Genomic DNA, 20,690 nt, shown 5'->3' on the forward strand with positions numbered 1-20,690 from the left:
GATAAACTTGCGTTTATTTCATACTAAGTATTGGGATAAAACTATAAATAATGTACATACTACATATAAGCAATTTTTGCTTATACTCATGAATGACCTCCAAGATTTTTCAATCTCCCTGTAAAAAGGCAGCTAAAAAAGGCAGCTAAAAAAAGCTGCCTTTTTACAATTTATTATATAAAGACAAGTTAATTAACGCTTATTTCCTCATATTAGTCTGTTTTTAAGCTTTTTATAAACATGATATATATTTTTTCACAACACTATTTTGATACGTAATAGAAATTACATCAACTCATACAGTATATGTAATAATCAACTACAATAAAAATTACATATTATATTAATATGTCTTCCTAATTAAAAGGAAATAAACATATAACCTCTGTTATGTAAGGAGTTTATTTAATGAAAAAATCCCTATCGTATTCAAAGTTCCCCCGAATTCAAAGCTAAAAGTTACATTCTATGGTCCTTGTAACGAAGTAATTACAAATGTATCTTTAATTAATCAACTACTCACCCCTACCTGCCAAACTATATCTCAATATCCAGACTTCAAGAAATATATAACTGAAGTCCGATCATTATCAAATTGTTAATCGTATAATTTTATGATTTATCATTTCGAACAGTACGATAACAAAATAATAAAAAGAGCCGCATCTTTCAAAAGAAACGGCTCTTTTTCATTTCACAAAACATGACTTCATTAAAAAACTAAAATAACTCATTAATTGATATTCTGTTGATATTTTGTTGATATTTTACACATATTAATGAAATGCGCATATATTATCGTATGGAGATTCTCCACTCATAAAACCTATCTTTTTTGAGCATACTTTATTTGTATGCTCCTTTTTTATTCTTTACTTAACGGCTTACCCTGTTAATATTTCCAAATATCATCTGAACGAACATTGAATATTTCAATTTTTTCTTATTATGTGCTATGAATATAAGTTTAATAATTTATCTGTAGCTACATTTTCAGTATCACTTAAATCGACAAAATAATGAAGTTGCCACAATTGACTCTTCTTAGCTTGATTACTAATAGGTTTATCCCAAATAGGGTAAACCCTCATAGCCATTTTCCCTTTTTGATTTTGAGTTTTTAATATTTTTTCTTTTAGAAGAATCTCTTTTGGAAAAATAAATTGTCCTAGTTTATTATCCGCTATACAAGTGATAACTAAAAGGTTAGGAGCTGAATCATAAGAAAATGCCTGATTGCTCATGGAGGCATTCTTCTCCCAAAAAGAAACAAATTGTCCAATCTTATTAGGCGTAATTTTTGATACCCTAAATCGGATGCTTCTATTATTTAGCTGGAATACCCCTCCTGCATATTCTGAATTTTGCTTTTCTTCTTTTCGTTTAGTAATTAATAGATTATTAGGTTTGTAAATCATTTCATCTAGTTTTTCAATTATATTACTAAAATTTGTCATGTAAACGCACCTTTTTTATTTTCCAGTATACCAAGAACGTTCGTTCTTGTATATTAAACTTAAACAAATGTTGGCTTTGAATAGTCTTTCAAAGATTATTTTATCTACTCCATCCATAACTTCAAATTTACTTTTATAGTATTTATTACATTACTCTTCCAATTCCTTGTATTCTTCATTATTTCATTAATATATTAATAAAAAACGAGGTACATATTACATGAATCCATCCAAAATTGACTTCGGCTCCATAGAGCAACCTTTATTCCTATTAATTTTATATCTTATCGCAATTCTTTTAACACTCGGCATTACATTTAGTATATGTCATTCCCTTTTACTAAATTTAAATGCACCGAGATGGGTAGCAAAACTGTTAGCTATCGTATTAACTCTAGGTGTTGCTTATCAAGTGTTTATGAACTTATTTTAATATATTACCAATTTAACACCTTTAACTAAAAGGCCCTACCATAAGGTAGAGCCTTTTTCAAAAAAATAGTCCATAAATCACAAACATGTCTTTTATTTTATTGGAGATGGGAATCTTGCAGCTTCAAAATGCGTACTAATAAATCCTGGATCATTTTGTATAATCAGTCCATCTACATCACTCTCAGCAAAAATTTCAACTACATCTCCTGCATGTAATTGAAGTATTGTTGAAACAGCTACGACATTTGCAAAATTGGGTGGACCAAAAAAGTCATTATCTATCGCTATAGCTAGATTATCATTTACCCGAATTTCTACACGCGCTCTATAATTCGTATTACTATCATTAGGTGCAAAGCTGATTGTACCAATAATAGAATAAACCCCTCTAGTCTTCGGAATAAAATCTGATGTTACTGGATTATATTCCTTCGCTAAATCAAACTGTTCATTTTGGAATAATACTTTAACAAAAGTATTTGCAGTGACATTTTGATCTACTGTACTAACCGCTCTAAAAGCAGATGCCCTTACAAGTTTATCTTTCTCATTATCACAACACTTATCGTAATAATCTGTACTCTTCTTACAACAAGTATGCTTTGTCTTTTTATAGCCATTGCAATGCTTACAATAATAATAAGACATATTTATATCCCCTTTCTAAATCTATTGTTGTATACTATGCAAAATAAATTTAAAAAGTTTGGACGAGCTATTGCTATTATGAAATTAAAAAACTCCACCGAAAAGCAGAGTTAATAAAATTTTTTCCTTTTTAATATTTATACAATTGGAGATGGGAATCTTGCAGCCTCAAAATGAGAACCGTCTTCTGTACTACTAATAACCCCATCTATACTACTTTGTGCAAAAATCTCGACAATATCACCTGCATGTAATTGAAGTATTGTTGAAACACTTACGACATTACCGAAATTTATTGGACCAAAAAAGTCGTTATCTATAGCAATTGCCGCATTTCCATTCACTCGAACTTCTACACGCGCTCTATAATTTAAATTTGTATCGTTCGGAAAGAAACCAATCGTCCCAATTACGGAATAAACTCCTCTAGTCTTCGGAGTAAAATCTGATGTTGCTGGGTTATATTCGTTCGCTAAATCAAATTGTTCATTTTGAAATAATACTTTAACAAAAGTATTAGCTGGAAGGTTTTGATTAACTGTATTTACAGCTCTAAAAGCAGATGCTCTTACAAGGTTATTCTCCTTATGATCGCAAGAACAGTCATCACATCTTTTACCGCACTTATTATAATAATCACTTCTTTTTTTACAGCAATCATGATTTTTCTTTTGGTAACTCTCACAATTCTTACAGTAATAATAACAAGACATATATAGTGCTCCTTTCTAATCTACTACTGCATAATATGTATGCTAGACTTGGAAAGTTTGGACAGGTTATTGCGATTACAAAAATAAAAATGCTCCACCATAAGGCAGAGCCAAGAGAAAGTATAACTTTAAAAAACAAAGTACTCATGTAATATTCTGGTTAAATCAGTAATACAAATTATCTAGTTTCATCAACTCGGATTTTCAGAAAAAACTCCTCTGTACGATTTTATTATTATTGAATAGATTATATTGTTAAGTGAGATATGCAATATTTCATATTTTATTATTTCAATATTCCTTTATTATCGTTGAGTTGTAAACATTCTCTTTAAAACACTTTAAAATCAACACTTACTCTATAACAAATACTTTTTCATCCTTTAGAATTACCTATAAGCATTATATTCAAATATTATTATTGTAAATTATTGACCTGTACAAACGTATAATTTTTGTGTATTCTATGGACAAGGAGTAAGGTAAGAGTTACTCTTTGCCATTTTAGGAAAGGCCCTGTTGGAGACAACAGGGCCTTTTTTCATAAACTAAATCGGTAAGATCCCCTAACTAGTAAGCTTTCTTTACCTAAACATCATGCATTTCTTTTTGCATACACCGCTACTCTTCTTCGACTGTTTCGTTTACAATCATCAGACACTATTTAACAGTACATAGTTCATTTATCCAGCACTTTCAAAACAGCTTGTACACCGTTAAAATACTTCATGCACTACAAATAAATTATCCGTTCTTGTACAGGATGAGTATAAATTTTGGAATGTCCTGATATTAAATTACTTACAAGGTTTCATACCACTTATACTTTTGGAGACGGGAATCTTGCAGCTTCAAAATGCGTACTATCTTCTACATTACTAATAACTCCAGCTACGCTACTTTGTGCAAAAATCTCGACTAAATCCCCTGCACTCAATTGAATTATGGATGAAACAGCTACAACATTAGCAAAGTTTATTGGACCAAAAAAATCATTATCTATTTCATAGACACCATTTATCAAACACTCCATGTTTCTTCACCTCTTGAATATTTTTTAAATAAAAATACATACTATTTTCAAGTCGTCGTATCCACGGCTAGTACTTCTTTCTTTTGTTACAGTAGTAAGCAGGCAGGTTCTTCACCTATCTGCTTTCTCTGTATATTTTTTTAGATATCGAAAACACTACCTACAAGCTGTTTGAACTAGCAGCTTCACTCTTCTTGTAATGGGAAAGCAATTTATCACAATTAGCTAACTCATTCAACTCACAGGCAGACAACCAAAATTGTTGTCTGCTTTTTGTATGGAATTTTTCATTTTGCATATACTACTTTTGAGCCTGTTTACCAACGCAAGCCATTTTGGTGTTTTGAATTCCGACTAAGCTTTTATGTTGCATAGATTATTACATCTTTGACAACACTGGTTAAAAGCGCGTTTTCTGGTTATTCGTAGTTCTAGTCCAGAATAATTTTCCTCCTATAAAGGACAGCAGGTACGACTGCTCGTCCTTTTTTATTGCCCCAAATACTTTTGTAACAATTCCAACGCTTCATTAATGCTCCCATTTAAATCATCAAGTTCAGCATCTTCTGGACACTCCTGCAAAATCACTACCGCTCGACTTATGACATCTTGTAACTTTTCGATATCGATAGAAGTTGTAATAATTCCCTCTTGTTCTTGCGGATCAGCTTTGCCGTAGCCATTGTGCATGGATATCGTGTTTTCTAGCATCTAGCTCACCTCCTTAAAAAATGCAGGATTTTCCTTTCCATTATCGAATTAGTAATGTTTGAAAAGGGGGTGTAATATGGCAGAAATTAAAGTAGGACTTACACAATTTTTAGACTTCACACTGAAAAGTAGTGCAGCTAAAACAAACTTTGTAAAAAATCTAAAATCTCAACCGGAATACCAACCAGCTTTTGATTACTGGAAACAATTACGAGACACTGTTATTAAATTTCATCAAAACGAACTACCTTTTGAATGTTTCGAAACATTAGTGCAAACGGTTGATCAGAAGAAAAAGCAAAACTACATTGATGTCATAAAACAGTACAAAAAATTTATTAAAAACAAAGACGTCTCTTGGTTCGATCCAGGTAAATCACATTGGATATCAGATGATTTAATCGTCCGCTCATCACCTGAACTCGGTTTGCTCATTAATGATGAGCCGCATCTTATCAAACTGTTTTTCAAAGGAAAAAAAGAGCGAATTGATAAATACAACATCAACTCAACGCTGACATTATTAAACGAATCGACATTTTCAAATGAACATAACGATGTGAATTATACGGTTCTTAACATCCAAAAGAACAGAATGTATACGAATAACTCTATTAATAATGATCATTTAATAGCGCTTGAATCAGAAGCTAACCAGCTTTGTTATATATGGAATAAGATGTAAAGAGTACTATTCATCTCTTTCAATACCTTTTCCATGCATAATTTGGGCACAATTTTCACAGATCCTATCAGTTTCGTTTAATTGAAGCTCACCTTCTTGTTCCTCACGAACAACGCAGGGTGGGCGTTTTTTCGAAAATAGTTTCTTTAACCATTTCCGCATCCTAACTCACCTCCTCCGAAAGAGTGATATAATGAGCTCTCTCCACTAAATCAGCGTTAACCCCCTGGTTTTTTAACCGATGAAGAAGATCTTCGTTTTTTAGAACATGCAAAAGAAAACCGTTATTATATCGCTTATCTTCTTGCTATTACATGTGGAATGCGTAAAGGTGAAATCTTAGGTCTACAATGGAAAGAGATTGCTGATTTTACCTGACATTACTTTAATGGCACTAAATGACCATCTGCAAAAAATCTCTGAGGAAAAAGAGCGATATGATGAAAGCTATAATGACTACGATTTGGTCTGCCGTTTCAGAAGTTTGACACAGCTCTGGAAAAAGCTTATAAAGAAAAGTGAGGTTCCCGATATTCGGTTCCATGATCTGAGGATTATGTTAAAGCAAGGTATACATCCGAAGATTGTAAGTGAACGATTAGAACATAAAAGAGTAGGCATCACATTGGAAATCTACTCACATATTGTACCAGGACTTCAGGAAACTGCGGTGGATCAATTTGCAAACGAATTATTCGGAAAGAAAAACTTTTGTTAGAAGTTTTCGTTTCTAGGCAAAAACACCGCCTAAATAACCCAAAATATTATAAGTGAAAAAGGAGCAACAAAAACATGAAAGAAATCAAAGCTGAACAAGAATTCAAAGACATCATCGCAAGCGAGGAGCCAGTAGTTGTTAAGTTCTTTACTACATGGTGCCCAGATTGCGTGCGTATGGACAACTTTATCGGAGATGTAATGGAAGAGTTCAATAAATTTGAATGGTATTCTATTAATAAAGATGAGTTCCCAAGTATTGCTGAAGAGTATCAAGTAATGGGTATTCCAAGCCTACTTGTATATCAAAATGGCGAAAAGTTAGGTCACTTACATAGTGCAAATGCAAAAACGGAAGAGCAAGTTACTGAGTTTTTAGAAGCATACTAAGAAACGAAAAACCTCTGAAAAATCATCAGAGGTTTTTTTCGTTTTCAAATTGTTCTTTGCCTTTGTCTCTTTCTGGAAAGTGAATATTATAATGCTTTCTCCTCTTCTTATTGAAGAATTTTGTTATCATTTCTTATATATTACTCACACGAGGAATTACAAAGAATCATTTTGCGAAAAATATATATGAAAAAAATTTTGAGAATCATTATTCTCGCCCTCTTTCCATTTGCCATAATCATCATTAATTGTTTAATAAATTTCTACTTTGTACTTTTCAACATATTTTTCCTTAACGAAACTTTGTTATCCCCTTCTTAAAAAGCTATAAAACGTCAACAATGTTTGTATAGACCCACACGAGTTTCGTTTGATACTCTATGTATAGAAAGAAATTCCTTGTAGAAAGGCGAGTGATTAAAATGGATTCTCTTTCTCATAAAGAAGCTGATAAAGGTGCTATTGTCAGCATTATAGCCTACATATTTTTATCCTCTATGAAAATCATCATCAGTTATATTACCCTCTCTAGCGCATTACGTGCTGACGGTTTGAATAACTTAACGGATATTGGTGCTTCTTTAGCAATATTAATTGGCCTGAAAATTTCTCGTAAGCCTCGTGACCCAGATCATCCATATGGGCATTCGCGTGCAGAACAAATCGCATCACTTGTTGCTTCCTTTATTATGGCAACGGTCGGATTAGAAGTTGTTATTAGTGCAATTCAGTCGTTTTTCAATCCGAAACAAGCAGCACCTAATGTACTTGCTGCATGGGTGGCTTTATTTTCTGCTGTCGTTATGTACGGTGTATACAAGTATACGAAAAAGATTGCAATGCGAACAAAAAGTAAATCATTAGAGGCTGCTGCAAAAGATAATTTATCAGATGCTCTTGTAAGTATTGGTACAGTAGTAGGTATAGTCGGAGCACAGTTCCAAATGCCTATTTTGGACCCTATTGCTGCTTTACTTGTCGGTCTTATTATTTGTAAGACCGCGTGGGAAATTTTCGTAGAAGCTTCTCATATGCTAACGGATGGAATTGATCCTGAAAAAATGGATGAATACGCTGATGCTATAGGGCATATTTCAGGTGTAGAACATATTGTAGATATTCGTGCTCGTATGTATGGGAACCAAACGTATGTGGATATTACAATTGAAGTAGATGCTCGAATGGATGTTAGCGAAAGCCATTGTATTACTGACAATATTGAAGATATGCTTCGAAAAAAATTCGGAATTTACCATGCTCATATTCATGTGGAGCCCATGCAAAAAGAACCTATTATGACATAGGTTCTTTTTTAATGAACGCCTTATGAAATATAATACATAAAACGAGCCAGCTACCGCCCGCTGCCCATCCGGCTAATATGTCAGATGGATAGTGCACGCCAAGATAAATTCGGCTAACTGAAATAGATAATACAACGAAGCTTGCTATAAAAATAATCAGCAACTTTTTATGCAATGAAATACGATCTTCTGTAATTGTGACGTATGCAATAAATCCTAAAAAAGCAGTAGCATTCATCGTATGACCGCTCGGAAAGCTATATCCAGTTGCTGTAACAAGCTGCGTCACATCAGGTCGTGCTCGTTCATACCATAGTTTGAGCATACTGTTCAAATAACGTGATCCGTAATAATTAATTGTTAGAAGTAATGCACTTAATATTTTTTTCTAAGAAGAAAATACATTACAAGTATAATGAGTAACGGGAAATATATTCTTTTTGAACCGATAAAGGACACCCAAGTAAAATAGGTTGTCAAATACTCGTTTCGGAAACTTTGAATAAAGTGTGCGACTACATTATCAAATTTTTCAATACAAGCGGTATGATACGAAAGTGATAGTGCGACAAAACAAATGAGTAGTGTACAACTTAACAAGTATAAATGTCGGTATCGTTTCACATACATAACCTCACTATGCAAAAAAATGGAGCGGTTGTTTTAGTTTTCCTCTCCATTTCTTTTTTATGCATAGTTTATTAAAAAATATTATTGTTAATTTTTTGCTGCATCGTTGGAATATCTTCGCTTGTTACTGTAAAGCGAATAACCTTCTCATCAAGATCAAGCGCTTCTGCGAATAAACCAGCCAATCCACGTGATTTTCTATCTACTTCCATAATGATTTCTAATCGGTCGTGGGCACTTGGCAAAATTAATAATTCTAATTCATCTAATTTCCCATAATACTCTCCGGAAACTGGAATAAACTCAAATTCTTGCGCGAATGGAACTTGCTTACGTAATCGATACGGTAATTCTTCGCATTCTACATGACGCGCTTTAAAACCTAATTGATTTACACTATTTAATACACTGTTCAATAGCGCATTCGGCAATACTTGAATATAATCACGGTCACTTGGATCAATACTACGTTTAATATCAAGACCTGTATGAACCCAAACCGTTTTCATTCCAAGTGTTAGTGGTGCTTCAATTGGCATTAAAAACGAAAATGGAATTTCCACTTTTTCATTTGGCTCTACAGAAAATGGATCTGTTAAACGAACTCGCTCTAAATCATACGATGCAGTTACTTTTTTATCATCCACTTCTCTTACATATGACGTCGACAACGTTAAGTAAATGCTTTCAATTTCTTGGCTAACTGAACCTCCAGTTATATGAACCTTCCCTACTATCTCTTCTCCAACTGTATACTCATCTCTTTCAAGAACAGTATCTACTTTTGCACTTCCAATTCCAACGCTTGCTAAAAACTTTTGAAACATGGGGTCTCCATCCTTTCTAAAGCGTAAGCTACATCTTTTTTCAAATCTTGTACATTTTCATAGTATGGCGCTTTCATTTGTAACATTCGCATTAGCATGTCGCGATTATATTCTTCCAGCACTAACTCTTCATACCAAGGTTTTTCCTTTTTTTCAGTCGATTCATAACCAGCATACAATAAAAATAATACGAAATGACCGAGCGCATAAAAGTCGCTACGAAAGTGAACTTCTCGCATCAAAGCTTGTTCACCTTCATAAGTTATAGCTCGCTCATCACCCTCACCTTTCAATTTAGCCAATCCAAAATCAATAATACTAATCTGATTTTCTTTCATTAATATGTTTGGAATACGTAAATCTCGGTGAATGATACCTTTACTATGAAAATATGAAACAATTCCTAGTACTTCATATAAAATTTCAAAAACTTCACGTTCATCATATACTTGCCCATCTAAGAAAATATGATCTTCGAAATTTTCCCCCGGCATATACTCCATCACAAAAAGTTCTTTTTCTCCCATATGAAATGATCATGTAGATTAGGAATTGACGCATGATTTAATGTTTGTAAAATCACTTTCTCTTGCTCAAATGATTTTCTACCAGACTCATATCTTTGTTTACTTTGCCTTAATTGTTTTAAGACTTTATATTTATTTATTTGTAAATCATTAACGACATATGTAACCCCATAACTGCCCATTCCAATTACTGATTCAATCTTATAACGCTCTGCAACGATTGTATTTTTTCGCAGTGGTCTATCAAATAAAGCTAGTATACGACGCCATTTCATCAGCTACTTGAAAAGAAGCTACGGCTTTTACGTTTTCTTTTATAATGCTGATGCCCATAACCGGATGAACGTCGTTTATTATCGCTACTTGAATACGAGCGCCCTCTATGACGATAATCACTACTTGAATACGAACGATGTTTTTTCTTTCCTAATAAAGAATCAATAATTTTTTTGAACATCCCTTCACCTCTTGTATAAAATTTTCTTTTAATTATACCAACAATTCTTGTCTATATTTGTGACAAGTTTGTAAAGAGTAAAAAACGACGAGTTAAGCCCGCCGTTACTTTCAATCTTCCTCTTCATCAAAAACTTCATCAATCATGCATTTCTCTAATAAATACTCAAATGTAATATCTGCCAGGTCCTCAATTTCTTCTCTTTTTGGAACGTACCCTCTTTCAATTAGTCGCTCATAAAAAAACTCCGCAATCTCTTCCGTGTCAATTACGACTTCAATTTCCTTCATGAGCATCACTCCTTTATTTCTGTTTTATGAAAAAATCTCAAAATTATGTATATGAGATTAGAAAAATAGTTTTTTCTTTTTTATAAGTCATATCATGTAGGCAAAGGGCATACGATGTTAGTACAAGCTATCCAAAGGGGGAAATAATAATGGAATACCAATATGAAGTAGATCAAGAAGTAGAGCAAACAAAAGAAGAGTTCATGCATGAAGATCAATGGGCAGACTCTCTTATTAAATGGCTTTTTATTTTTTTAATAATTGTAGGCATACCTTATACTGCATATGTTGTTGTTCAATTTATTCTCTCTTTCTAGTTAACTATTTTTTCTCTGTCAATTTAACTAAATAATTTTGAACAACATCCATAACAATTTTATATTCTTCATCTTTAAATGTATCGAATAATAAATGATAATCATTATAAATATCTAATAACCCATCAATAATTTCTTGGCGATTCGTCTTTACACTTACTTTTTTCGAATTGTTAATTGACTTCAATTTTCCTAAATCTAATTTATTCATACCCGCTTTATCTTGTTTCATTTTCTTCAAAATTGCATTTGCCGTTTGTGCATTGGCAAGTAATGTTAAATCCGATTCATCAGCTTCTAACCATTCACCATCAGTAATTCGTGACAATTCATATATAGTATCTTCCCATGCATCATTTTTATATCTCCATACTTCTGTACGAAAACCAACAATACGAAAAACATCTTTATCATATCCAGTTACTTGCACGAGATCACCAAACGTAAAGTTATAATTTAATTCAATCCACTCTGTGTCGCCCTTTTTCATTTCTTGCTCTGTAACATGCTGCAAAGTTTGTTCTACATAAAATCCATCGTGATTATTTACTTCGTATACGTAAACTCCATCTAAAACTTTCATATTTGTAACTTTCCCAACGGTTCCATATAGCGTAATCACGACTATGTCCCCTACGTTATATTTAGGTTGTTTTTTCCTTGCCATCAATATCTCTCCTTTTTTAAACGTCGTGATTTTGATAACAGTATATGCAACCTACATAAAAACGCTTATCACAGAAGCTTATATTCATAAATTTTTTCAATAAAAAAGTAGAATTTGTATATAACTTAAAAAAGCTAGTATTTAAACTAGCTTTCACTTTTCATTTATGTTCTAACAACAAGACGTATTGTAAATAAAAAAGCATAATGAATACTTCACTTCTTTCAAAGTAATGTATTCATTATGCTTTCATTTTCCTAAAACTTCATATCGTTATCTCTCTTGTATATATAAATCCCATGCATCATCAAATATAGACATACTTTCTAGCATTCCACTTAACTCTAAGTATGAACTAATTACATCATAGTCTTCAGATTGCTTCGGAAAACTTAAATCATCATACATCGCCTCTGCTAAATCTGATATTTCATTTTTAAATAAAGCTGCACGGTGCTTCATCATATAATGGTAAAATGTCTTTTTCAAAAATATTCCCTACCTTTCTAACTTGGGTACATTATACAAGGCAAAAAAGAAAAAAACCAGCATAAAAGCTGGTTAAAAGTCGAAATAATTCCTTTTTAATAAACGTGGTCTTCCCATCAACTCTTCGTATGTTAGTTGTTTTGGCAAATCTTTCGTATAAATTAAAAACAACTGATCTTCAATTTCTTTTACAGTATGGTCTGCTTGATAGTCCATTCCACATGAGGAACAAGTAATACATGGTGTCTCTTGGATTTCAATGGCTTTCGTACCATCTGGTAATTCCCAATATACAGTATTCAAGCTTTCTTTCGCTTCTGTACTGTCACACCACATACAATTCATACTACGTCACCCTCATTTTTTTTGTCATCATCTAACTTTGCTATTTGTGCTTGATATTTTTTATCTTTTAATTGATCACGCTTATCACGTTTATCTTTTAAAGAAGCATGCGTTTCATTGACTTCATAATCTTTGCGGCGATTCATACGTTGTAAATCATCTGGAACAAGATTAAATTTCTTATCACTCATCAATCCTGCAACGCCGATATCAGAACGTTTCTCTTCATAAGTCGGATAAATTTCTTTAAAGTAGCCTTCTGCTCTTCCTGGAATATAGTTTTCTGGTTCTGGATACGTTGTAATAACCCCTTCAAAGTTACGAAGAACAACTTTATCCGCACTTTGTGAAATTAAATAGTTTGGCTGAAGCGCAATTTTTCCGCCTCCACCCGGTGCATCGACAACGAAAGTTGGTACTGCATAACCAGACGTATGTCCACGTAAGCCTTCAATAATTTCAAGACCTTTCGAAACTGGTGCACGGAAATGACCGATACCTTCTGATAAATCACATTGATAAATGTAATATGGACGAACACGAATTTTCACTAAATCATGCATAAGTTTTTTCATAATTGGAACGCTGTCATTAATTCCAGCTAAAATTACAGCTTGGTTTCCAATTGGAACACCTGCATTTGCAAGCATTTCACATGCTAGTTTCGATTCTTCTGTAATCTCAATAGAAGTGTTAAAATGCGTATTTAGCCATACTGGATGGTATTTTTTAATTATGTTACACAGGTTTTCTGTAATACGCTGTGGGAATACAACTGGTGCTCTCGTTCCGATACGAATAATCTCAACATGCGGGATTGCTCGTAAATTCTTTAATACATATTCTAAAATTTTATCATTAATTAGAAGTCCATCACCGCCAGAAATTAAAACGTCACGTACTTGTGGTGTTTCACTAATATAAGCAATCGCATCATCTAATTGCTTTTTCGGTACGCCCATTCCAATTTGTCCACTAAAACGACGACGTGTACAGTAACGACAATACATAGAACATTGATTCGTTACTAAAAATAGTACACGGTCTGGATAACGATGAGTTAATCCTGGAACTGGTGAATCTTCATCTTCATGAAGAGGATCTTCTAAATCATATTTTGTTTTATATAACTCTTCCGAAATCGGTACTGATTGCATCCGAATCGGACAGCGTGGGTCATCAGGATTCATTAGCCAAGCATAGTACGGTGTAATGTTTAACGGGATCGTTTTCGTTGAAATTTTAACGCCTTCTTCTTCGTCAGGTGTTAAGTTAATTACTTTCTTTAAATCATCTAAAGTTTTGATCGTATTCGTTAATTGCCAAACCCAATCATTCCATTGTTCTTCTGTAACATCTTTCCATAATTCAATATCCTTCCAGTGACGATTTGGTTTGTATACATCATGTAACATTGCTATTCCCCCTTTTTATACGCTCATCCTTTATATAAGCAATAATTATGCCAACTTCATATTCTTGATAAGTAAATGCGAGAAATACCCTATTATATAAGAGAATAAATATTTTTAAGTGCTGTACTAAAACGATATTTACTATCATATTCATTACTTGTTATATATGTAAACGCTCTTTTATTGGTGCAAACACACAAAAACCGCCGATTATTCGGCGGTTTTGTCGTACTTGCTCAGTTTATATTGAAGCGTTTGACGAGGAATACCTAACATTTTTGCTGCTTGCAAAATATTCCCTTCCGTTTCAATTAACGCTTGATCTATTAATTCCTTTTCCATTTGATAAAGAGCTTCCCTAAGCGGTAATATACTTTTCTTCTTCGGAAGTTTCTCTTTCCGAAATGTTCGTGGCAAGCAATTTGCTGTTAACGAATTCCCTTCTGTAATAATGACAGCATGTTCAATCGTATGCTTTAACTCACGAACATTTCCAGGCCATTGATAAGCTTGTAATCTTTCTTTCGCTTCCTTATCAATTTGAAGTACACCTTTTTTATAACTTTTATTATATTCTTTCAAAAAGTAAGACGCTAATAACAGTACATCCTCAGTTCTTTCGCGAAGCGGCGGGATATATAATGAAAACACATTTAATCGATAGTATAAATCAGTGCGAATTTTATTTTCTCTTAAACATACTTCTGGAGGCTGATTCATTGCAGTAATAACGCGAACATCTACTTTTCTCGTCTTATTATCACCAATGCGACGAATAACTCCATCTTCTAATACACGTAGCATTTTTGCTTGTAAATCAAGCGGCATTGAATTCAGTTCATCTAAAAATAATGTCCCTCCATCTACAAGTTCAAATAATCCTGCTCGTTCGATTGCCCCTGTATAACTACCTTTTGTCGTGCCAAACAGCAAACTTTCTAATAGCGACTCTGGCAAAGCTGCACAGTTTTGTGCAATAAACGGCTTATTTTTCCGTTTAGAAGCTTCATGAATCGCTTGCACAAATAGCTCTTTCCCCGTTCCAGTTTCACCATATATTAAAACATTCGCATCGGTTGGCGCTACTTTTTGTGCTAACTCTTTCGTCTGTTTAAAGCGGGAATCATCAGTTACAATTGTCTCGAATGCAACATGCTTTTTCACCGTTTTTTTGCTAGTCGATCGTTTTATTTTCGATTGTAGATCTACAATCGTATCAGTAAGCTTTTGAATAGTAGAATAATCTTTCGCAATTTCTACAGCACCAGCAATATTTCCATCTATTAAAATAGGTAACGTTGTATTGACCGTACAAACGTCTTCCCCATTTAAATTTTGGTAATGTTGAACTTGGTGTACGATTGGTTTTTTTGTATCTAATACTTTCATCAACGTACTTGTTTCTCTGGATAATGACGGGAATGCTTCTAATAAATGCTTTCCTAGCACATTTTCAATTTTAGATCCATCATGTTTTGCAGCAACTGTATTATAAAATATTGTAATCCCATTTTCATCTACTGCATGTATGGCCTCATCTATACTGCCCAAAATCGCTTCAATGACTTCCTGTGTCGAAACTGCTAGCAATGTCATCCCCCCTTTTGCCGAAAATCCAGCAAATTCAACGCCGAATTCCCGGCACCCTCTGTGCGATTATAAGCATGACGATTCCGTTCTATTATTTTGATGAAATGTATATATATTTTTATTGCTTATTTATGGTTAAGTGAAACTTTAATCAGTGGGGCTTTATTATTAACCCGACTCCCACCTAACTTCTTTGCTTTACAGCCGAATTTTGAGGCGGGAGTCTTACTGCTTTCGAATAGCTGGATAAATCTTTCACCCATATATTCATATCTTCCAACTTATCAAAAATGTAGCAATTATTCGCAAGCCTTCCCGTATATGTATAGCCTAATTGATGAAAGGCTGCATTCATACCGAAAGATAGCGAGCGAGCAATTGTATAAGAACAAAAAATAGATTTTTCTTGGAGCTCTTCCTCCAATTTAATTAACAGACTTTTCATGAAACCATGTTTTCGATATTCAGGTAATGTAGCACAATTCGTTAATTCTGCATTACCTTCTTTCACGTTCATTTCAGCAGATGCTGTACTAATAATTTTCCCCTCGAATTCATAAACATAGTAAATTGTATCGTCTTCCTTCATCGTCTGCTTTACATAATTCCCATCATTTAAAGGTGTCGGATAAACTTCAAATACTTTTCCAAAGACAATTGCTAATTCTTCCGCGTCCTCTTCTGTCGCTTTTCTTAACACAAATTCCTCTGGGACTATTTTTTCTTTCACTTCTTTTTCTTTTACACCACTTAAAATAGTATCTTCCTCAGTCCAATGAATACTATTTCGTCTTTCATCATTATGATATTTCACGAAGAAGTGCGCATCGTGCCCTTGAAAATAATGAGGTATCGTTGCTTCCAGTAAGAAACCGAAAGAGAGCCATGTTGAAACATGCTCTCCCTTTCCTTTAATAATACATTTAGTGAAAGAATGTTTCTTTGCTAATTCATCGATTGTTTGTATGATGCTTTCAACATTTCCTGTATAGTGATCAACTCTAATACGTTTATTAAAATAATCTAAAACCCCTTCTACTGTATAATGCTTTGTCTGTTCACTAAAAGATTCATAGTATTTCATTTTTTCACCTCACACCAATCTAGTAATGTACATGCAATTATTTTTGCGGCAGCAATCATTTTATCAACTTCTATATATTCGTTTGGATAGTGTGCTACTTTCGTCTCTCCTGGACCAAATACTATCGTGGGTACGTTAGCTATTTGTGTGAACAAACCTCCATCTGTTCCCCATGGCGAAGCTTCTATAATCGGCTCGTTCCCTTCGATTTCAACAAAGTTATGTTGAAGCGTTGTAATAAGTGGATGATTTTCTTCTAGTTCACCAGGAACCCATCTAGCCCCAAACCATTCTACTTCTACAGGATTTTTTACAAACCAACTATCCACATCTTTTAATTCACCAATCCAGCCCTCAAACTCTTCTTTTGCTGCCTCTATAGTCTCATTCGGCGCAATACCACATCTTCCTTCTAAAATTAATGAATCGGGAACAGAACTTGGCCAGCTTCCCCCTTCAATTTTCCCAACGTTAATTGGAATTGGAATCGGAATCCCCTTAAATAACGGATCTGTAATTCGACCATTTCTCTTCTCTTCTAATTTTCTCAAATGCTCTACAACAAACATACTTTTTTCAATTGCACTTACTCCTTCATAACGTGTACCACCGTGTGCTGCTTTTCCCTTTATATGTAGACGAAACCACATTGATCCTTGTTGTTTCGGAAAAAACTTCATATTCGTCGGCTCAGGAATAATAACGCCATCTGCCTTATATCCTCGTAAAATAGCAGCTAATGTTCCTGCCCCACCGCTCTCTTCTTCTATTACACTTTGAAAATGTATATCACCTTTTAGTTCAATACCAGATTCAATAATCGCTTCCATCGCAAGCATAAGTGAAACATTGCCGCCTTTCATATCTGTTGTTCCACGTCCATATATGCGGTTCCCTATTTTCTCTCCACTATATGGATGATGGTCCCACTGATTTACATCCCCTTCTGGTACGACATCAATATGCCCGTTTAAAATCATAGATTTCCCTTCGCCACTTCCTTTTAAAGTCGCTACAATATTCGGGCTATCTGTAAAACTTGTACGAGGTGATACGAAATAAGGGTGATCTTTCATTTCATTAAAAGCAGGCTCCCAAATATCAAGATCTAGACCTAACTCACGCAACTTTTCAATAACAATTGCCTGCGCACCACTTTCATCACCAGATACGCTCTTTTCTTGAATTAATCGTGTTAAAAATTTTACACTCTCTTCTTCATGACCCTCAATATAATCACAAACTTGTTTTTTTAATTGCTCCATATATTACAACTCCCCTCATTCAATTACTAGTAAATTTGAGCTTATATGAAAATCAGCTGTCGTATGTCGTTTTACATCTTCTACAGTATATGGACTCATTAATTCTTGTAAGACAAGTCCTCTTTGGGTCACTTCCATGACAGCCATGTCTGTAATAATTAAATCTACACATTTTTTCGAAGTTAATGGCAATGTACATTCCGAAACAATCTTTGCATTTCCGTATTTATCAACATGATTCATCACAACAACGACCCGCTTCGCTTTTTGCGCTAAATCCATCGCTCCTCCAATACCTGGAACGCGTTTTCCTGGTACAATCCAGTTCGCTAAATCACCATTTGCACTTACTTGTAACGAACCAAGTATCGTAACATCAAGTAATCCTTTTCGAATCATGCCAAACGCCATGCAGCTATCAAAATAACTTGCTCCTGTAATAAGAGATGTTGGTAAACCAGCTGCGTTACATAAATTCTCATCTTCATTCCCTTTACTTGGCGTTGGTCCCATACCAACAATACCGTTTTCCGCATGAAACATAACATTCATATCTTCTGGCAAATGATTCGGTACAAGCGATGGAATTCCAATACCTAAATTTACAAGCATACCATTCTTAATTTCTTTCGCTGCACGTCTTGCAATCTTATCTCTTACTTCTACGCCCATACCCATTTCCAATTCACTCCTTCCGATGGCACGATATAATTTACAAATACACCTGGGACGACAATTTCTTCTGGATCTAAACTTCCAAGTGGAACAATTTCTTCTGCTTCTACAATCGTTATGTCACCAGCCATAGCTACGTGTGGATTCATATTACGAGCACTTTTATCAAATACAAGATTGCCAAACGGATCCGCTTTTTTCGCATATACAATTGCGACTTCAGCCGTTAAAGCTGTTTCAACTAAATATGTCTTTCCATTCATTTCAACTGTACGCTTTCCTTCTTCTACAATCGTATCAACACCAACGTCAACTAAAATACCACCAAGCCCTACACCACCAGCGCGAATACGCTCTGCGAGTGTTCCTTGCGGAGAGAATTCAATTTGCAATCTTCCTTCATTTAATTGTCTTCCCGCATTTGGATTTGACCCAATATGAGAAGTAACTAAAGATTTAACCCTTTCATTCGTAACAAGACGACCGATTCCTACATCAGGAAATCCAGTATCATTTCCTATTAAATTTAAATTTGTAATGCCTTTATCTAAAACAGCTTGAATTAAAGATGGAGGGGATCCGATTCCTCCAAATCCCCCAAACATTAATGTCATATCATCATGGAACAAAGAAATTACTTCCTCTATTTCTTTTAATTTACCGAATGTATTTGTAATAGTTGTCATGCGATACTATGCCCTCCTTTTTGCATCATCTCTTCCACGCTCTTTACAAAAATTGAAAGTAATTCATCTAACTCGGAATATGTAGTTGTCATTGGTGGTGCAACAAGCAGTGCACTATCCTCTTTTCCTGCTTGCCCTGAAACAGCTTGGTATAAGAGCAGTCCATTTTTAGCAGCAACTGAAATAAGCTCCGACGCTTTTGTAAACGGTTGCAATTCTATTCCAATTAGCAATCCTTTTCCACGCACATCGGCAATGATTGTCGATTGTTGCTGAACTTTCTGCAAACCTTTTAATAAATACTCTCCCTTTTCTGCTGTTTTTTCAGGTAAATTATGTTTCTCCATATATTCAATAACAGCTAAAGCCGTTGCTGCAGACAATGGATTTGCACTAAGCGTATGCCCGCTCATTACAGAACGTGATCCACGTAAAATTGGCTCCATAACACGGTCACTTACAACTGTTGCTGCCATTGGTGTATAACCCGCTCCTAGCCCCTTACCAAGGGTCATAATATCCGGTTCTACACCCCAGTGCTCCATCGCAAACCATGCACCAGTACGACCAAGTCCAGTCATTACTTCATCCGCAATAAATAATATATCGTAATGACTACAAATATCTTTAATTACTTTATAGTATTCTTTCGGCGGGACAACCGCTCCTCCAGCAGCTCCGATAATCGGTTCAGCAATAAAAGCTGCAATATGTTCTGCACCAATTCGATCAATCGCTCTTTCTAGTTCAGTCGCACAAGAAAGTTGACATGTTGGATATACCTTTTGTACAGGACATCTAAAACAGTATGGAGCTGGAATAGTCGGATAATCTTCCAAAATAGAAACGAAACGTTGTCTGCGCAGTGGATGCCCAGACATAGATAAAGCTCCCATTGTAATCCCGTGATAGCTCATCCATCGTGACAAAATTTTATGCTTCCCTTGAATGCCACGCTCCTGAAAATGCTGAATTGCGATTTTCATAGCTGTTTCATTTGCTTCCGTACCACTATTCACAAAAAAGCTCCAGTTCAAATCTCCTACACATAAATCACTTAACTTCTTCGCTAATTTTTCAGCTGGTTCACTCGTAAACTGTGATCTATAAACGAAAGCGATCTCCTCTGCTTGTTTTTTAATAACTTCTGCTATCTCTGCTACGCCATGTCCAATACCTGCCGTAATCGCTCCAGACGAACCATCAAAATATTTATTTCCGTTTTGATCATACAAATACACACCTTTTCCATGTGAAATCATCGGATACGGCTGACCAACAAGTGGTTTAATTAAGTAATCGCGCATAGCGCTCCCCCATTTCTCCAATTTGT

25 protein-coding genes and 3 pseudogenes are annotated in these 20,690 nt (G+C 34.5%); 7 read left to right on the forward strand and 21 right to left on the reverse strand.

All coding sequences use genetic code 11. The annotated features are described in order from the left end of the window. The first annotated feature begins 416 nt into the window (after positions 1–416). Complete coding sequence (locus JFU20_RS03865; protein WP_201039211.1) at positions 417–602, forward strand: hypothetical protein; 186 nt, start codon at positions 417–419, stop codon at positions 600–602. Between the two features lie 351 nt (positions 603–953). Here the strand turns inward: JFU20_RS03865 and JFU20_RS03870 are convergent, their stop codons facing one another. After that, on the reverse strand, positions 954–1,457 hold the full coding sequence (locus JFU20_RS03870) for a MepB family protein (RefSeq protein ID WP_002012628.1): 504 nt from the start codon (positions 1,455–1,457) through the stop codon (positions 954–956). A 220-nt stretch (positions 1,458–1,677) separates the two neighbouring features. On the opposite strand from JFU20_RS03870, the gene JFU20_RS03875 reads away from it, so the two are divergent. Next, a complete protein-coding gene (locus tag JFU20_RS03875) occupies positions 1,678–1,890 on the forward strand; it encodes a hypothetical protein (RefSeq protein ID WP_002012629.1) in 213 nt (70 codons plus the stop codon). Between the two features lie 92 nt (positions 1,891–1,982). On the opposite strand, the gene JFU20_RS03880 is transcribed toward JFU20_RS03875, so the two are convergent. The 4 genes and pseudogenes from JFU20_RS03880 to JFU20_RS03895 form a co-directional block, all read right to left on the reverse strand. Beyond that, positions 1,983–2,540, reverse strand: a complete 558-nt coding sequence (locus JFU20_RS03880; protein ID WP_002012630.1) for a hypothetical protein — start codon at positions 2,538–2,540, stop codon at positions 1,983–1,985. A 137-nt stretch (positions 2,541–2,677) separates the two neighbouring features. Beyond that, positions 2,678–3,253, reverse strand: coding sequence for a C1q-like domain-containing protein (locus JFU20_RS03885; RefSeq protein WP_002012631.1), 576 nt, complete (start codon positions 3,251–3,253; stop codon positions 2,678–2,680). An 820-nt stretch (positions 3,254–4,073) separates the two neighbouring features. Next, positions 4,074–4,259, reverse strand: a pseudogene (locus JFU20_RS03890) (hypothetical protein); the annotation flags it as partial. 516 nt (positions 4,260–4,775) lie between these two features. After that, positions 4,776–4,997 (reverse strand): hypothetical protein, encoded by a 222-nt coding sequence (locus JFU20_RS03895; protein ID WP_002141667.1) that lies wholly within the window; start codon positions 4,995–4,997, stop codon positions 4,776–4,778. Between the two features lie 76 nt (positions 4,998–5,073). Between JFU20_RS03895 and JFU20_RS03900 the strand changes: the two genes are divergently transcribed. Beyond that, positions 5,074–5,682: a hypothetical protein gene (locus JFU20_RS03900; RefSeq protein ID WP_002012636.1), complete on the forward strand. Its 609-nt coding sequence runs from the start codon at positions 5,074–5,076 to the stop codon at positions 5,680–5,682. 6 nt (positions 5,683–5,688) lie between these two features. Here JFU20_RS03900 and JFU20_RS03905 read toward each other — a convergent pair whose 3' ends face one another. After that, on the reverse strand, positions 5,689–5,844 hold the full coding sequence (locus tag JFU20_RS03905; RefSeq protein WP_002012637.1) for a hypothetical protein: 156 nt from the start codon (positions 5,842–5,844) through the stop codon (positions 5,689–5,691). Between the two features lie 199 nt (positions 5,845–6,043). Between JFU20_RS03905 and JFU20_RS30535 the strand changes: the two genes are divergently transcribed. From JFU20_RS30535 to JFU20_RS03920, 3 genes are all read left to right on the forward strand, one after another. Next, complete coding sequence (locus JFU20_RS30535) at positions 6,044–6,400, forward strand: site-specific integrase (protein WP_002165875.1); 357 nt, start codon at positions 6,044–6,046, stop codon at positions 6,398–6,400. A gap of 74 nt (positions 6,401–6,474) precedes the next feature. Beyond that, positions 6,475–6,789 carry a thioredoxin family protein gene (locus JFU20_RS03915; protein ID WP_002012639.1) on the forward strand — a complete coding sequence of 105 codons (315 nt, stop codon included), beginning with the start codon at positions 6,475–6,477 and terminating at the stop codon, positions 6,787–6,789. A gap of 422 nt (positions 6,790–7,211) precedes the next feature. Beyond that, positions 7,212–8,093, forward strand: a complete 882-nt coding sequence (locus tag JFU20_RS03920; protein WP_002085782.1) for a cation diffusion facilitator family transporter — start codon at positions 7,212–7,214, stop codon at positions 8,091–8,093. On the opposite strand, the pseudogene JFU20_RS03925 reads toward JFU20_RS03920, so the two are convergent. The 5 genes and pseudogenes from JFU20_RS03925 to JFU20_RS03945 form a co-directional block, all read right to left on the reverse strand. After that, positions 8,083–8,717 (reverse strand): annotated as a pseudogene (locus JFU20_RS03925) (phosphatase PAP2 family protein). The gene JFU20_RS03920 and the pseudogene JFU20_RS03925 sit on opposite strands and share 11 nt — an antisense overlap. A gap of 77 nt (positions 8,718–8,794) precedes the next feature. After that, positions 8,795–9,550 (reverse strand): sporulation protein, encoded by a 756-nt coding sequence (locus tag JFU20_RS03930; protein WP_201038357.1) that lies wholly within the window; start codon positions 9,548–9,550, stop codon positions 8,795–8,797. Beyond that, positions 9,532–10,352: pseudogene (locus tag JFU20_RS03935) on the reverse strand (serine/threonine protein kinase). The gene JFU20_RS03930 and the pseudogene JFU20_RS03935 overlap by 19 nt, the downstream one beginning before the upstream one ends. After that, positions 10,352–10,534 (reverse strand): hypothetical protein, encoded by a 183-nt coding sequence (locus JFU20_RS03940; RefSeq protein WP_002141661.1) that lies wholly within the window; start codon positions 10,532–10,534, stop codon positions 10,352–10,354. Before JFU20_RS03940 ends, JFU20_RS03935 begins: the two are co-directional and overlap by 1 nt. A gap of 110 nt (positions 10,535–10,644) precedes the next feature. Further along, positions 10,645–10,824 carry a YozD family protein gene (locus tag JFU20_RS03945; RefSeq protein WP_002012644.1) on the reverse strand — a complete coding sequence of 60 codons (180 nt, stop codon included), beginning with the start codon at positions 10,822–10,824 and terminating at the stop codon, positions 10,645–10,647. 149 nt (positions 10,825–10,973) lie between these two features. Between JFU20_RS03945 and JFU20_RS03950 the strand changes: the two genes are divergently transcribed. Continuing rightward, the gene (locus JFU20_RS03950) at positions 10,974–11,141 is read left to right on the forward strand and encodes a DUF3930 family protein (protein ID WP_002012645.1); all 168 of its coding nucleotides are present in this window, start codon (positions 10,974–10,976) and stop codon (positions 11,139–11,141) included. Positions 11,142–11,145: 4 nt separating this feature from the next. On the opposite strand, the gene JFU20_RS03955 is transcribed toward JFU20_RS03950, so the two are convergent. The 10 genes from JFU20_RS03955 to JFU20_RS04000 form a co-directional block, all read right to left on the reverse strand. Then, positions 11,146–11,808 carry a hypothetical protein gene (locus tag JFU20_RS03955; protein WP_002012647.1) on the reverse strand — a complete coding sequence of 221 codons (663 nt, stop codon included), beginning with the start codon at positions 11,806–11,808 and terminating at the stop codon, positions 11,146–11,148. Positions 11,809–12,081: 273 nt separating this feature from the next. Beyond that, positions 12,082–12,297, reverse strand: a complete 216-nt coding sequence (locus JFU20_RS03960) for a YozE family protein (protein WP_002085796.1) — start codon at positions 12,295–12,297, stop codon at positions 12,082–12,084. 72 nt (positions 12,298–12,369) lie between these two features. After that, the gene (locus tag JFU20_RS03965; RefSeq protein ID WP_002085797.1) at positions 12,370–12,642 is read right to left on the reverse strand and encodes a YokU family protein; all 273 of its coding nucleotides are present in this window, start codon (positions 12,640–12,642) and stop codon (positions 12,370–12,372) included. Further along, positions 12,639–14,057: a lysine 2,3-aminomutase gene (kamA, locus tag JFU20_RS03970; protein ID WP_002012651.1), complete on the reverse strand. Its 1,419-nt coding sequence runs from the start codon at positions 14,055–14,057 to the stop codon at positions 12,639–12,641. Before kamA ends, JFU20_RS03965 begins: the two co-directional genes overlap by 4 nt. Positions 14,058–14,267: 210 nt before the next feature. Further along, complete coding sequence (gene rocR, locus JFU20_RS03975) at positions 14,268–15,653, reverse strand: arginine utilization transcriptional regulator RocR (RefSeq protein WP_201038358.1); 1,386 nt, start codon at positions 15,651–15,653, stop codon at positions 14,268–14,270. A gap of 178 nt (positions 15,654–15,831) precedes the next feature. Next, positions 15,832–16,731, reverse strand: coding sequence for a putative beta-lysine N-acetyltransferase (gene ablB / locus JFU20_RS03980; RefSeq protein ID WP_002085802.1), 900 nt, complete (start codon positions 16,729–16,731; stop codon positions 15,832–15,834). After that, positions 16,728–17,996: a peptidase gene (locus JFU20_RS03985; RefSeq protein WP_002012655.1), complete on the reverse strand. Its 1,269-nt coding sequence runs from the start codon at positions 17,994–17,996 to the stop codon at positions 16,728–16,730. Before JFU20_RS03985 ends, ablB begins: the two co-directional genes overlap by 4 nt. A gap of 15 nt (positions 17,997–18,011) precedes the next feature. Beyond that, positions 18,012–18,674, reverse strand: a complete 663-nt coding sequence (locus JFU20_RS03990) for a CoA transferase subunit B (protein ID WP_002165877.1) — start codon at positions 18,672–18,674, stop codon at positions 18,012–18,014. Beyond that, positions 18,659–19,357 carry an acetate CoA-transferase subunit alpha gene (gene atoD / locus JFU20_RS03995; RefSeq protein WP_002085805.1) on the reverse strand — a complete coding sequence of 233 codons (699 nt, stop codon included), beginning with the start codon at positions 19,355–19,357 and terminating at the stop codon, positions 18,659–18,661. Before atoD ends, JFU20_RS03990 begins: the two co-directional genes overlap by 16 nt. After that, positions 19,354–20,664, reverse strand: coding sequence for an aspartate aminotransferase family protein (locus tag JFU20_RS04000; RefSeq protein WP_033708325.1), 1,311 nt, complete (start codon positions 20,662–20,664; stop codon positions 19,354–19,356). The genes atoD and JFU20_RS04000 overlap by 4 nt, the downstream gene beginning before the upstream one ends. Positions 20,665–20,690: the final 26 nt, after the last annotated feature.

Origin of the sequence: Bacillus sp. TH30, from assembly GCF_016650875.1 — a bacterium.
Lineage (GTDB): Bacteria > Bacillota > Bacilli > Bacillales > Bacillaceae_G > Bacillus_A > Bacillus_A mycoides.